General features: G+C 69.5%; 10 protein-coding genes. 9 read left to right on the top strand and 1 reads right to left on the bottom strand.

Going from position 1 to position 14,374, the window contains the following annotated elements:
• Positions 1-107: 107 nt before the first annotated feature.
• The 4 genes from citZ (at position 108) to SM754_RS01725 (ending at position 3,355) form a co-directional block, all read left to right on the top strand.
• A complete protein-coding gene (gene citZ, locus SM754_RS01710; RefSeq protein ID WP_323674489.1) occupies positions 108-1,244 on the top strand; it encodes a citrate synthase in 1,137 nt (378 codons plus the stop codon).
• Between the two features lie 241 nt (positions 1,245-1,485).
• Positions 1,486-1,944 carry a pyridoxamine 5'-phosphate oxidase family protein gene (locus SM754_RS01715; protein ID WP_323674490.1) on the top strand — a complete coding sequence of 153 codons (459 nt, stop codon included), beginning with the start codon at positions 1,486-1,488 and terminating at the stop codon, positions 1,942-1,944.
• A 551-nt stretch (positions 1,945-2,495) separates the two neighbouring features.
• Positions 2,496-2,891: an ArsR/SmtB family transcription factor gene (locus SM754_RS01720; protein WP_323674491.1), complete on the top strand. Its 396-nt coding sequence runs from the start codon at positions 2,496-2,498 to the stop codon at positions 2,889-2,891.
• Positions 2,888-3,355: an arsenate reductase/protein-tyrosine-phosphatase family protein gene (locus SM754_RS01725; RefSeq protein WP_323674492.1), complete on the top strand. Its 468-nt coding sequence runs from the start codon at positions 2,888-2,890 to the stop codon at positions 3,353-3,355. Before SM754_RS01720 ends, SM754_RS01725 begins: the two co-directional genes overlap by 4 nt.
• 31 nt (positions 3,356-3,386) lie before the next feature.
• On the opposite strand, the gene SM754_RS01730 is transcribed toward SM754_RS01725, so the two are convergent.
• The gene (locus SM754_RS01730; protein ID WP_323674493.1) at positions 3,387-4,058 is read right to left on the bottom strand and encodes a bacterio-opsin activator domain-containing protein; all 672 of its coding nucleotides are present in this window, start codon (positions 4,056-4,058) and stop codon (positions 3,387-3,389) included.
• Between the two features lie 138 nt (positions 4,059-4,196).
• Between SM754_RS01730 and SM754_RS01735 the strand changes: the two genes are divergently transcribed.
• From SM754_RS01735 to SM754_RS01755, 5 genes are all read left to right on the top strand, one after another.
• The gene (locus SM754_RS01735) at positions 4,197-5,213 is read left to right on the top strand and encodes an AIR synthase family protein (protein WP_323675237.1); all 1,017 of its coding nucleotides are present in this window, start codon (positions 4,197-4,199) and stop codon (positions 5,211-5,213) included.
• Between the two features lie 193 nt (positions 5,214-5,406).
• Positions 5,407-6,819: a bifunctional hydroxymethylpyrimidine kinase/phosphomethylpyrimidine kinase gene (thiD, locus tag SM754_RS01740; protein ID WP_323674494.1), complete on the top strand. Its 1,413-nt coding sequence runs from the start codon at positions 5,407-5,409 to the stop codon at positions 6,817-6,819.
• A gap of 262 nt (positions 6,820-7,081) precedes the next feature.
• Entirely contained in the window at positions 7,082-9,805 is a 2,724-nt protein-coding gene (gene mutS, locus SM754_RS01745) for a DNA mismatch repair protein MutS (RefSeq protein WP_323674495.1), read from the top strand.
• A 296-nt stretch (positions 9,806-10,101) separates the two neighbouring features.
• On the top strand, positions 10,102-12,066 hold the full coding sequence (locus tag SM754_RS01750; protein WP_323674496.1) for an AMP-dependent synthetase/ligase: 1,965 nt from the start codon (positions 10,102-10,104) through the stop codon (positions 12,064-12,066).
• A gap of 194 nt (positions 12,067-12,260) precedes the next feature.
• Entirely contained in the window at positions 12,261-14,243 is a 1,983-nt protein-coding gene (locus SM754_RS01755; protein WP_501993744.1) for an AMP-dependent synthetase/ligase, read from the top strand.
• Positions 14,244-14,374: the final 131 nt, after the last annotated feature.

Consider the following 14,374-nt stretch of genomic DNA (forward strand, 5'->3'; position numbering starts at 1 on the left):
CGAACGAGCGAGAACTGGGTTCGTAGTGAAACCCAGAACAACCGACTTCGCGGGGCTTACGTCGTGAACGACAACCCTTTTCGGCCACCCCCGTCAAGGTTCACGGTATGTCTGACGACCTGAAGAAGGGGCTGGAGGGCGTCTTGGTCGCTGAATCGGCGCTGAGCTTCATCGACGGCGACGAGGGGCGACTCATCTACCGCGGCTACGAGATCGAGGATCTCGCTCGCGGCGCCAGCTACGAGGAAGTGCTCTACCTCCTCTGGCACGGGGAGCTCCCGAATCGGGAGCAGTACGACGAGTTCCGTGATACGATGGCGACGGAACGCCACGTGGACGACGGCGTCATCGAGACCGTCCGCGAGCTCGCGGAGCAGGACGAGGAGCCGATGGCGGCCCTTCGCACAGGCGTCTCGCAGCTGTCCGCGTACGACCCGGACGCGGCCGCGGACCCGACGGACCGGGAGGCGAACCTCCGGAAGGGACGGCGCATCACCGCGAAGATCCCGACCATCCTCGCGGCGTACGACCGCGTGCGGAACGGGAACGAGGTCGTCGAGCCCCGCGAGGACCTCAGCCACGCCGCGAACTTCCTGTACATGCTGAACGGCGAGGAGCCCAACGAGGTGCTCGCGGAGACGTTCGACATGGCGCTCGTCCTGCACGCGGACCACGGCCTGAACGCGTCGACGTTCACGTCGATGGTCATCTCGTCGACGCTCGCGGACCTCCACTCGGCGGTCCCGGGCGCCATCGGCGCGCTCTCGGGGAGCCTGCACGGTGGCGCGAACCAGGACGTCATGGAGGCGCTCCTCGAACTCGACGATACGGACATGGAGCCCGTGGAGTGGGTCGAGCACCTCCTCGACGAGGGCCGGCGCGTCCCCGGGTTCGGGCATCGCGTGTACAACGTGAAGGACCCGCGCGCGAAAATCCTCGGCGAGCGCTCGAAGGAACTCGGCGAGGCCGCCGGCGACCTGAAGTGGTACGAGTACTCGTCGAGCATCGAGGAGTACATCATGAGCGAGAAGGGCCTGGCGCCGAACGTCGACTTCTACTCGAGTTCGACGTACTACCAGATGGGGATTCCCATCGACATCTACACGCCCATCTTCGTGATGAGTCGCGTCGGCGGGTGGGTCGCGCACGTCCTCGAACAGTACGAGGACAACCGCCTCATCCGGCCGCGCGCCCGCTACGTCGGCAGCGAGCACGAGGACTTCGTCGCGCTCGACGAGCGGTAACTGACTCTCCAAGCATACGGCCGCCGTCAGGCGGCCGTTTCCGGTCCAAGCGTCCGGCCGCCGTCAGGCAGCCGTTTCTGCCGACCAGCTTCCTTGCGGTGCGGTTTCGTGTGGCGCGATTCCTTCTCCTGCGGCTTCGTGTGTTCGGTCGGGTTCGTGCGGTGGTTCCCGTCCGGTCGATGGTTCTCGCGAGGTGGGGTCGTGGGGTGGTGCTATGGTCGTGGCGAGCGTATCGAGTGGCATGCAGAACGTCGAGTACGTGTACACGCTCGGGATGGACGAGTCGGAGGTCGAGACGTATCTGTCGCGAGCGGAGACGGGCGTGCTGTCGCTCGCTCGGGACGGGGAGGCCTACGGGGTCCCCGTGCACGTGCACTACGACGGCGAGGACGTGTTCGTGCGACTCGGCGAGCACGAGGGGAGCGAGAAGCTCGCGTTCCTCGAGTCGACGACGTCGGCGTCACTGGTGGTGTACGACGCGGGTGCGGCGGAGTCCTGGAGCGTGCTCCTCCGCGGTGACCTCGTCCGCGAGGGCGAAGCGTCCGCGACGGCGATCAACGAACGGTTCGGCCCGATGCGTATCTTCGGGGAGACTGTCCAGGACCTCGACGCGGCGCTGTACCGGTTCGACGCGGAGCGCGTGACGGGCCGACGCACGCCGCTCGACGACGCGACCGAGGTCGTCGACCCCGAAGCGTGACCCGTCCGGGCCCGAGAAGTGACCGCCCCCGGCATTCCGCGCCCGTGACGCGTCCCCGACCGCGAGGTTTACACGAGACGTAAACCTGTGCGGTCGCTGATTGGTGTGGTACGGTGGCTGAGCGGTCAAGGTGCGGTCGCTAAGCGGTCGCTGGGCGGTTGCGGTAGTGGAGAAGCGTCCGGCGGCCGTCGGCCGCCGGTTCGCCGGGCCGAGCCCTGCGAGGCCCGGGTCGTTTTCCACCCATCTCTTTGCCGCGGAGGGTCGCCTCTGGCGACCCCCGCAATAAAAAGATGGTCGTCAGTCGGCGCCGGCGGATTCGCGCCAGCCGCAGCGCGTGCAGTGTGTGGACCCGCCCGTCTGGTCGGCGGGATGGGTGCATCGGAGACACGTCATTGGTTGCTTCACCTCCTTCGAGTCCTGGAGGCGTCCTCGGGAGTTGAGGGTTGCGGGAGTCTGCGTCGCACTGGCTCGGAGGCGTGGAAGGCTGTGGGTGCGACTGTGGGTGACGGCGAACCGGCAGCTTGATTGAACGACTGTGCAAGTGTTTAGGTATGTCCTCAGGGAGGTTGGAGCGGTTCGTGGCGGCGGCCGACGACGACTGTTGTCCGGCGGACGTCGAGGAGCGCCGTCGCGAACTGTCGGAGCTCGCGGCGACGGCGGACGAGCGCTCGCGAGCGCGGGACCTCGACGTGCTCCGGACGCTCGCGGACGACACGCGCTACCGCATCGTCCGCATCCTGGACGCGGCCGACGGCGAGCTCTGCGTCTGCGAGTTCGCGCCGTTCCTCTCGGTGAGCGAGAGCGCGGTGAGCCACGCGCTCGGGGACCTCACGACCGCCGGACTGGTGACGCGCCGGAAGGACGGCCGGTGGCGGTACTACGAGCCGACCGAGCGCGCGACGGCCCTGTTGTCCGCGCTGGACGCGACCGCGGCGGGCGACCGATGAGCGACGACGCGAGCGCCAGCGAGTCGGACACCGAGGAAGCGGCGGCCCGGACGACGGTCGGGTTCGTCTGCGTGCAGAACGCCGGCCGGAGTCAGATGGCGACCGCGTTCGCCGAGCGCGAACGCGACGAACGCGGCCTCGACGACGTCGAACTCGTCACCGGCGGCACCGACCCCGCCGACCACGTGCACGACGTCGTCGTGGACGTCATGACCGACGTCGGGGTCGATATGGCCGACCGCGTGCCGCGAGCGGTGACGTTCGACGAGATCCAGTCGTGCGATTACGTCGTCACGATGGGGTGTGCGGCCGAAGACGTCTGCCCGGCGTCGTGGGCCGGCGAGAACCGCGACTGGGGGCTGGACGACCCGGACGACGCGACGCGCGAGGAGGCCGTCGCGATCCGCGACGAGATAGCGGCGCGAGTCGCAGCGCTGTTCGACGAGCTCGAAACCGCGCCCTGAACTGCGGCCGAGACCCGCGGGGGTCGCGCGGTCAGCGGTCGGCGTTCCGTCGGCGTTCGTCGACGTTCAGCGCGTTCCGCGCGAGGGTCTCGACGCCGCGGCGGATGCGTTCGGACACCGCCTGGTCGCTGATACCGAGGAGGACGCCGAGGTCCGCGGTCGAGATGCCTCGCGGAACGCGGAAGTACCCGGTCTCGACGGCGGTGACGAGCGCGTCCACCTGCGCGGTCGTCAACCCGAACTCGGGGTCCAGCGACTCCGTCGCGGCGTAGACCCGACCGACCTCGAGCGGGAGGTCGGCGGCCGTCGTCGTCCGCTGGAAGTCCGCGAGCAGTCCCGTGGACGGGAAGCGGAGGCGGAAGCGCCAGCGGCCGGCGCGCGCGCTCGCGGCGAGCACCTGTCCCTCGTGCTCGACGAGGACCTTCAGGAGGTCGTCGACGGCGGCTCCCGTCCACGTGACGTGGTAGAGCTCGCCGTCGTCCGCGTCCGGGACGTGCACGACCGACTGGACCGCGGGGTTCGCGGCGACCGTCTCGGCGAACGCCGCTGGGTCGGCTTCGCCGCGAACGCGACAGTACGGGAACAGTCCGTCGTCGATGGGGACGATGCGTTCCAGGTCGACGGTCGAGCCGTGCGAGACGGCGAGCGCCCGACCGACGACGAAGTCGTCGTCGCCGGCCGTGAACTCTGCGATGACGCTCATTCCTAGAGTGAGGAGTCGTGGCGTGATACGTATTCCCCCTTACGAGGTCGAAGACGGTCGCGTTCCCGTGATTTCCGGACGGTTCTCTGCGTGCGTGGGAACCGCCACGGCTATCGGGCCGCCGGTTCGAGTGCGTGCATGGACCTCGGGAAGGTCGACCGCGCGTTCCTCGACGCTCACGTCCTCGACCACCTCGGTGCCGAGCGCGACGACGTCGCGCGCGGCCCGACTCACGGCGTGGACTTCGGCGTGCTCGACGTGGACGGGACGGCGCTGGTCGCCGCGACGGACCCCGTGTCGATACTGCCCGCGCTCGGCTGGGAGCGCGCCGCGAAGTTCGCGCTCTCGGTCGTGCTCGCGGACGTCGCCGTCTCCGGTATCCCGCCGAGTCACCTCGCGATATCGTTCTCGCTCCCGCCGGAGATGACCGACGAGGCGTTCGCGGCGGTCTGGGAGACCATCGACGCGGAGTGCCGTGACCTCGGGGTGAGCATCCTCACCGGGCATACCGCGCGGTACGGGGACTGTTCGTTCCCGTGGGTCGGGGCGGCGACCGCGATGGCGGTCGGCGAGCACGACGACGTCGTCCGGCCCGACGGCGCTCGTCCGGGCGACCGCGTGGTCGTGACGAACGGGCCGGCGGCCGAGGCGACGGGGCTCCTCACGACGCTCTACCCGGACGGGTTCGACCTCGACGACGCGACGCTCGCGGCGGCGCAGTCCCGGCTCGACGACGCGTCGTGCGTCCGCGAAGCCCTTCGACTCGCCGCGGCGACGGACGTGCACGCGATGCACGACGCGACCGAGGGCGGACTCGCGGGTGCGTTGAACGAGATGGCGGCGGGGGCTGGCGTCCGCATCGACGTCGACCGCGACCGCGTTCCGTTCATGCCCGGCGTCGAGGCGGCGTGTCGCGACCTCGCCGTCGACCCGTGGGCGTGTACGTCCTCTGGGACGCTCGTCGCGACCGTCCCCCCGGACGCGGTCGACGACGCGCTCGCGGCGCTCCGCGAGCAGGGCGCGACCGCGGCGGACGTCGGGCGCATCAGCGAGGGCGCGGGCGTCTACGTCGACGACGAGCGCCTCGAACATCCCGACGTCGACCCGTCCTGGGCGGCGTTCGAGGCGCTCGCGGCCGAGCACGGCGACGGCTAGCGAGCGCGAGGGCGGGTCGGGCGCGCCGTTACCGGATTGTCGAAAGCACGGGCTGCGGTGCCGGTCTTCACGACCGTCGGCGTTCTCGTCGCTCCTGGGACGGTCAGGGACGTCTGCGAGTGGCCACGTCACCGGTCGGCGCACCACCACCGGAACCGGTAATGACAAGGTGGTACCACTCAGTGTTCAACGTATGCGTACGCCCGCACCAGTCACCCGACCGGTCGCTCTCACGGTCGCCGGCAGCGACTCCGGCGGCGGCGCCGGCGTCCAGGCGGACCTCCAGACGTTCGCCGCCAACGACGTCCACGGCACGAGCGCCGTCACGGCGGCGACCGCCCAGCACACCCGCGGCGTGGAATCGACGCACGTCCTCCCGACCGACGAGGTCGCCGCGCAGCTAGACGCCGTCATCGACGACTTCGCCGTCGGCGCGGCGAAGACCGGGATGCTCGCGACCGCCGACGTCGTCGAGACCGCCCACGACCGGCTCGCGGCGCTGTCCGCGCCCGTCGTCGTCGACCCCGTGATGGTCGCGACCAGCGGCGACCGCCTCCTCGACCGCGCCGCCGAACGCGCGTACGACGACCTCCTCGCGGACGCCACCGTCGCCACGCCGAACGTCGACGAGGCCGAGGTGCTCGCCGGCCGCGACGTCGACACCCTCGCCGACGCCCGCGACGCCGCACTCGCCGTCCGCGACACCGGCGTCGACGCCGTCCTCGTCACCGGCGGCCACCTCCACGACAGCGACGGTCGGAGCGAGGACAGCGGCGGTCGGAGCGACGGGACCGACACCGTCACCGACGTCCTCGTCACGGATGGCGACGTCCACACGTTCGAGCACCCACGCGTCGCGGCCGCGGCGACCCACGGCTCCGGCTGCACGCTCTCCGCCGCCATCACCGCACACCTCGCACGGCACGCCACCGACGACGTCCCCGAGAGCGCACTCGTCGACGCGGTCGACGCAGCGACCGACCACATGGAGCGCGCCGTCCGCTACCACCACGACGTCGGCCAGGGCCCGGGATGCGTCCAGCATCTCGTCGACGCCCGGACCAGCAGGGACGTCTCCACGGTCGCTCGGGACGTCTCCCGCGTCGTCGCCACGCTCGAGAACGCGACCGCGCCCGTCGCGGCACTCCTCCCCGAGGTCGGCACGAACGTCGTCGGCGCCCCACCGCACGCCGACCGCGTCGCCGACACCGTCGCCGTCGACGGCCGGCTCGCGACCACCCACAGCGGCGTCCGCGCGACCGGCGGCGTCCGCCCCGGTGCCTCCAGTCACGTCGCACGATACCTGCTCGCCGCCCGCGAACACCACCCCGAGCTCCGGTACGCCGTCAACGTCCGCTACGACGACCGCGTCGCCGACGCACTCGACGCGCTCGACTGGCCCGTCACCGCGTACGACCGCGGCGACGAACCCGACGACGCGCCCGGGACGATGGACTGGGGCGCCGACCAGGCCTACCGGGGCGACGACCGGCCCGTCGCCGTCGTCGACCGCGGCGCACACGGCAAGGAACCGATGACGAAACTCGCGACCGAGACGCCCGACGCGCTCCTCGACCGACTCACCACGCTCGCCGACTCCCTCTAGCACCGCAGCTATCCCGACCGGCGCAGGCGCACGCGAGCGGACCGCCTCAGAGCCGGTCGACGCGAGCACGAACGTCGTCACCACCAGACGGATACCGAGCGCATCCCCCATCAGGACCGAGATACCGACCTCCCCCCGGGGCTCGAACCCGCGTTAACTCCTGTGACTACTTCGCACGGGCTCGTGCACGCCCCAACCACAGCGCGAACGGGCGTCCCGCGGAACGGAGCGGTTTTACGCGCGGCGGGATTCAGGGACGCGTATGCCAGCGGCGACGGGAATCGTCGGCGAGTTCCTCGCGCTCAAGGACGAAACCGACGCGGACGTGCTCGCGATGCAGGTCGGTGACTTCTACGAGTTCTTCGGCGACGACGCGGAACTCGTCGCGGACGAACTCGACCTGAAGACCAGCGAGAAGTCAAGCCAGGGCGGCTCGTACCCGATGGCTGGCGTCCCCGTCGCCGACCTCACGCCGTACCTCAAGGGCCTCGTCGAACGCGGCTACCGCGTCGCGGTCGCGGACCAACACGACGGCGCGGACGGCCCGGAACGCGCCATCACGCGCGTCGTCACGCCCGGAACGCTCCTCGAGACGACCGACGCGGACGCGCGCTACCTCGCCGCGATAGTCGACGACGGCGACGCGTACGGCCTCGCGTTCGCCGACGTCACCACCGGACAGTTCGTCGTCACCAGCACTGACGACGTCGACGCCGCCCTCTCGGAATGCTACCGGTTCGACCCCGCCGAGGTCATCCCCGGCCCCGACATCAGGGACGACGACGCCCTCGACCGCCTCCGCGACCACACCGACGCCCGCCTCACGCTCCACGACGACGACGCGTTCGCACCCGGGCGAGCGACCCACGTCGCCCGCGAGCACTTCGGCCGGGAGACGTTCGACAGCGTCGGCGCCACCGACGCCGCCGTCCGCGCCGCCGGCGCCGTCCTCGCGTACGTCGACGCGACCGACGCCGGCGTCCTCGCCTCGATGACCAGAGTGCGGACGCTCGCCGACGACGACCGCGTCACGCTCGACGCCACCACCCAGCGGAACCTGGAACTCACCGAGACGATGCAGGGCGACGCCGACGGGTCGCTGCTCGCGACCGTCGACCACACCGTCACGAGCGCCGGCCGGCGCCGCCTCGCCGCGTGGCTCCAGCGGCCTCGGCGGGACGTCCACGCTCTCCGCGACCGCCAGGCCGCCGTCGACGCACTCGCGACCGCCGCACTCGCACGCGACGGCCTCCGCGAGTCACTCGGCGACGCGTACGACCTGGAACGGCTCGCGTCGAAGGCGACGAGCGCGAGCGCCGACCCGCGCGACCTCGCACGCGTCCGCGACACCCTCTCGCTCGTTCCCGTCGTCCACGAGCGGGTCGCCGACGACCCGACGCTCGCCGACAGCCCGCTCGCATCGGTTCTCGACGCCGACACGCGCGAACGCGCCGCCGCTCTCCGCGACGAACTCGACGCCGCACTCGTCGACGACCCACCACAGACCACGACACAGGGTGGCATCTTCGCTCGCGGCTACGACGACGCCATCGACGACGCCCGCGACCGCCACGAGGCCGCCCAGGAGTACTTCGACACCCTGGAGGAGACCGTCAAACGAGAGACAGGGCTCACGCACGTCACCGTCGACCGGAACAAGACCGACGGCTGGTACGTCCAGGTCGGGAAGAGCGAGGCCGACGGGATGCCCGAGCGGTTCCGGGAGGTGAAGACCCTGAAGAACTCGCGGCGGTTCGTCACCGACGAACTCGAGGAGCGCGAGCGCGACCTCGTCCAGCTCGAGGACCGTCGGAGCGACCTGGAACGCGACCGATTCGCTCAACTGCGCGCCGACGTCGCCGACCACGCGGCCCTCCTCCAGGACGTCGGGCGAGCGTTCGCGCGCGTCGACGCGTTCGCGAGCTTCGCCGAGCACGCCGTCGCGAACGACTGGACGCGCCCCGAACTCACCACCGACGACGTGCTCGACGTCGACGCCGGCCGACATCCGGTCGTCGAACAGACCACCGAGTTCGTCCCGAACGACCTCCAGCTGGACGACGACCGGCGGTTCGCGGTCGTCACCGGCCCGAACATGAGCGGGAAGTCCACGTACATGCGGCAGACCGCGTTGATTGTGCTGCTCGCACAGGTGGGGAGCTTCGTGCCGGCGGACGCGGCGACGGTGGGCGTCGTCGACGGCGTCTTCACCAGGGTCGGCGCGCTCGACGAACTCGCGCAGGGCCGGTCGACGTTCATGGTCGAGATGACCGAGCTCGCGAACATCCTCCACACCGCGACCGAGGACTCGCTGGTCATCCTCGACGAGGTCGGGCGTGGCACGGCGACGTACGACGGCATCAGTATCGCGTGGGCGGCCACCGAGTACCTCCACAACGAGGTGCGCGCGAAGACGCTGTTCGCGACGCACTACCACGAGCTGACGACGCTCGCAGACCATCTGGAGCGCGTGGTGAACGTGCACGTCGCCGCGGACGAACGCGACGGGGACGTGACGTTCCTCCGGACGGTCCGCGAGGGGCCGACGGACCGGTCGTACGGCGTGCACGTCGCGGACCTCGCCGGCGTTCCGGGGCCGGTCGTCGACCGGTCCCGGGAGGTGCTGGACCGGTTGCGCGAGGACGAGGCCATCGAAGCGCGCGGGAGCGACGGTGCCGACGCTGGCGGTGGCACCCAGCAGGTCGTGTTCGACCTGGACGACGCGCGGCTCCGTGCGAGCGACGACGGGGCCGGGGAAGCGCCGGCGTCCGCCGACGGTGGGGCGACGGCCGGCAGTGCGAGCGATGGAGACGCCGGCGACGACCCGGTCGCTGCCGGTGCCGTCGGCGACGGCGACCAAGGGGTCACCGACCGCGAGCGCGAGGTGCTCGCGGAGCTCGCGGACGTCGACGTGGCGGAGACGGCGCCGGTGGAGTTGCTGTCGCGAGTGCAGGCGTGGCAGGAGCGACTCGCGGACGAGGAGTGACCGATTCTCCCTGAAAGGAAGCGTGGCCGGTCCTCGACGCCGCCGCTGTCGCTGACTGATGGTGGCGTGCGGGCGACCGTCGTGTCGCGTGCTGTGGTCGCGCGTCGAGCGGTCGCACTGGCCCGGGTGGGCGTCGAGGGTCGCGTTCGCTCGCCTCGCGGCAGGGGGTGTTGTCGACGCGCGGTGACCGGTCAGCGCATACACGGCGTTCGCCGCGGCTTCCGTCTTGAAGCCCGGTGCGTAAACGGTCGTTCGGTTCAGGGGTTTTATCGTACCTGGGTGGATAATCGTGTGGTATGGACTGGCGGGACGCGGAGACGGAGTACGAGGACGAGGTCATCGGAGAGACGAACCTCGCACGATTGTTCGAGGACAGCGCGCAGCGGAACGCGAACCGTCCGGCGCAGATGTACAAGGGCGGCGTGTACGACCGTGCGATGACGCAATCGGTGCTGCCGGGGGCGCCCGACGGCGAGTTCCGCGCGATCAGCTACGAGGACATGCGGACGATCGTCGCGCACCTCGCGACCGGATTCCGCGAGCTCGGCGTCGGACCGGACGACCGCGTCGGATTGTTCTCGCATACGCGGATGGAGTGGGCGCAGTGCGACTTCGCGCTCCTGTCGGCGGGCGCGGTCGTCACGACCGTGTACGCGGGGTCCTCGAAGAGCCAGGTCCGGTACCTCCTCTCGGACCCGGACGCGACGTCGGTCGTCGTCGAGAACGAGGACATGCTCCAGCGCGTGCTCTCGGTCGAGGAGGACCTCGACCTCGAGTTCATCGTGTCGATGAGCACGCTCGAGGAACGCCGGCATCAGCGCCGGGACGACGTCTACACGCTCGACGAGGTCCACGACCTCGGGGCGAAGCAGTTCGACGAGGACGCGTACCTGGAGTGGGTGGACGACCGCGAGTTCGACGACCTCGCGAGTCTCATCTACACGAGCGGGACGACCGGCCAGCCCAAGGGCGTCGAGCTCACGCACGGGAACTTCCGGTCGAACGTGAACATGATCCGGAAGCGGTTCGGGCCGCGACCGGACCGCGAGGGCGAGCCGTGTATCGACGCGAACACGCGAGCTGTGTCGTACCTGCCGTTGGCGCACGTCTTCGAGCGACTCGCCGGGCACTTCCTGATGTTCGGGTCCGGGGCGTGTGTCGCCTACGCGGAGAACCCGGACACGCTCCAGGAGGACTTCTCGCTCGTATCGCCGACGGCGGCGACGAGCGTCCCGCGGGTCTACGAGAAGATCTACGACGCCATCCGCGAGCAGGCGACGGAGTCGAGCGTGAAGGAACGCATCTTCGAGTGGGCGACGGACGTCGGCGTCGAGTACCATACGACGGACGATCCCGGGGTCGCGTTGCGCGCGAAGGCGAGCGTCGCGGACCGGCTCGTCTTCCAGCAGGTCCGGGATGCGCTCGGCGGGAACGTCGAGATGCTCATCTCGGGTGGTGGGAGTCTCTCCGCGGAACTCTGCGCGCTCTATCACGGGATGGGGCTCCCGATCCTTGAGGGGTACGGGTTGACGGAGACGTCGCCGGTGCTGACGGTGAATCCCCCCGAGCAACCCGAGATCGGGACGATCGGGTATCCGCTTCCTGGCGTGGAGCTACGGGTGGACGAGGACGCGGTCGACCAGGAGCCGTTCGCGGACGACCCGGGTGACGTCGGAGAACTGTTGGCGCGCGGGCCGAACGTCACGGACGGGTACTGGAACAAGCCCGAGGAGACGGATGCGGCGTTCACCGAGGCCGAGGACGGCGGCGACCCGTGGTTCCGGACGGGTGACGTCGTGCACATGCGCGAGGACGGGTACGTGGAGTTCCGCGAGCGCTCGAAGCAGATCCTCGTGCTGTCGACGGGGAAGAACCTGGCGCCGGCACCGATCGAGGACGCGTTCGCCTCCTCGCAGGTCGTCGAGCAGTGCATGGTCGTCGGCGACAGCGAGAAGTTCGTCGGGGCGTTGATGGTGCCGAACCTCGCGTTCCTGCGAGAGGCCGCCGAACAGGAGGGCGTCGAGTTGCCGGCGGAGGACGCGGAGGCGGCCGAGCACGAGTTCGTACGCGACCGCATCGAGGCGGAGGTCGACGACGTGAATCCGGCGTTCGAGTCCTACGAGCAGATCAAGAAGTTCCGGGTCGTCCACGAGGAGTTCACGGAGGACAACGACATGTTGACGCCGACGATGAAGAAGAAGCGTCGGAACATCAAGGAGCGGTACGCGGACGAGATCGACTCGATGTACGTCGAGGACTGACGGTGGTCGGGTAGCCCCCGGGGAGCGGCCTGACCGGTCGGCGTCCGCGTCAGCGCTCTCGAATCGGTTATCTGGCGCGGTGGCGTGCGACTTGATGGTTGTGGCCGCGGCGTCACCTTGCGATTTCTTTCGACCATGCGAGTTGGTAACGAGGGGTTTGATTTATGAGCGCGGGCATACTGTTCCTATCGAACATGAGTTGGGTGGAGGCAGAACGGGAGTTCGAGGACGAGGTGGTGGGGACGAACACGCTCGGGGAGATGTTCGACGCGACGGCCAGACGCCAACCGGACGAACCCGCACAGAAGTACAAGGGCGGCGTGTACGCGCGGTCCCTGACGGACACGGACGCGGTCGACGCGGCGCCCGACGGCGAGTACGCGACGCTGACGTACGCGGAGATGCACGACGTCGTCAAGCATCTCGCCGCGGGCTTTCGCGCGCTCGGTCTCGAAGCGGGCCAGCGCGTCGGGATGTTCGCCGGGACACGCATGGAGTGGGCGCAGTGCGACTTCGGACTGCTGTCCGCGGGCGCGGTCGTCACGACCGTGTACAAGTCCTCCTCGCCGGCGCAGGTGCAGTACCTGCTCGGGGACCCGAGCGCGACGGGCGTCGTGGTCGAGAACGAGGAGCTCCTGGAGCGCGTGCTCGAGGTATCGGACTCGCTCGACGTTCGCTTCGTCGTCTCGCTCGACGAACTCTCCGCCGAGTACGACGACACCGAAGGCGTGTACGAGCTCGCGGACGTCTACGAGCAAGGGAAACGACGGTTCGACGAGGCCGAGTACCAGTCCTGGCTGGACGACTGCGACCCCGAGGACCTCGCGAGCCTCGTGTACACGAGCGGGACGACGGGACAACCGAAGGGCGTGAAGCTCACGCACCGGAACTTCCGCGCGAACGTCAACCAGACGTACAAGCGGTTCGCCGACCGGCCGGACAAGGACGCGAGCACGCCGACCGTGACGCCGGACATGCAGACGGTGTCGTACCTGCCGCTCGCGCACGTGTTCGAGCGCCTCACGGGGCACTTCCTCCAGTTCGGCGTCGGCACCTGCGTCGGGTACGCGGAGAGCGTCGACACCCTCCAGGAGGACTTCCAGGCCGTCGAGCCGACGATGGCGACGAGCGTTCCGCGCGTGTACGAGAAGATCTACGAAGCGATCCGCGAGCAAGCCCAGGAGTCGAGTTTCAAGGAACGCGTGTTCAACTGGGCGACGGACGTGTCACGCCAGTACTACCGCGCGGACCGCCCGGGCGCCGGACTGAAGACGCGGTACTGGCTCGCGGACAAACTCGTGTTCAGCGACGTCCGGGGGGCGCTCGGCGGGAACATCGAGTTCCTCATCTCCGGCGGTGGCACGCTCAGCGACGAACTCTGCACGCTGTACCACGGCATGGGACTCCCGATCTTCGAGGGGTACGGGCTGACGGAGGCGGCGCCGGTCGTCAGCACGAACCCGCCGGAGGACGTGAAGATCGGGACGATCGGTCGGCGGCTGGTGGACATCGACGTGAAGATAGACACGAGCGTCGTTCCGGAGGACACGTCCGTGGACGCGCTCGGGACACTCGGCGAGTTGCTCGTGAAGGGGCCGAACGTCACGGACGGGTACTGGAACAAGCCCACGGAGACCGACGAGGCGTTCACGGAGGACGGCTACTTCCGGACGGGCGACATCGTCCAGCAGCGGCCGGACGACTACATCGTGTTCCGGGAGCGCGCCAAACAGATCCTCGTGCTGTCGACGGGGAAGAACGTGGCGCCGGCGCCCATCGAGGACGCGTTCGCCTCCTCGCAGGTCGTTGAGCAGGTGATGGTGACGGGCGACGGGGAGAAGTTCATCGGCGCGCTCGTCGTCCCGAACTTCGAGTTCCTCCGCGAGGCGGCCGGACGGGAGGGTGTCGACCTGCCGGCGGACCCGGAGGAGATGGTGCGCCACGAGCGGGTCGTCGAGGTCGTCCAGGAGGAGGTCGACGAGGTGAACGAGCGCTTCGAGAAGCACGAGCGGATCAAGGAGTTCCGGCTCGTCACGGAGGAGTTCACGGAGGACAACGACCTGTTGACGCCGACGATGAAGAAGAAGCGTCGGAACATCGAGAACCGGTACGACGCGCTCGTCGAGGAGATATACGGTGACGCCGACCGGCGGTCGCAGGTCGCCGCGGACGACTGACTGGCAGGCGTCACAACCAGTCGCTCGGCCAGTTTTGCCGGATACTGCTGTCGAACATAGACGCACCCCTCCCCAAACAGGTATAACTGGACGAACGTCCACTAATCGTTGGTATCACTGCGTCCGCAAAC

Origin of the sequence: Halorubellus amylolyticus, assembly GCF_034808145.1 — an archaeon.
In the GTDB taxonomy this organism is placed as follows: Archaea; Halobacteriota; Halobacteria; order Halobacteriales; family Natrialbaceae; genus Halorubellus.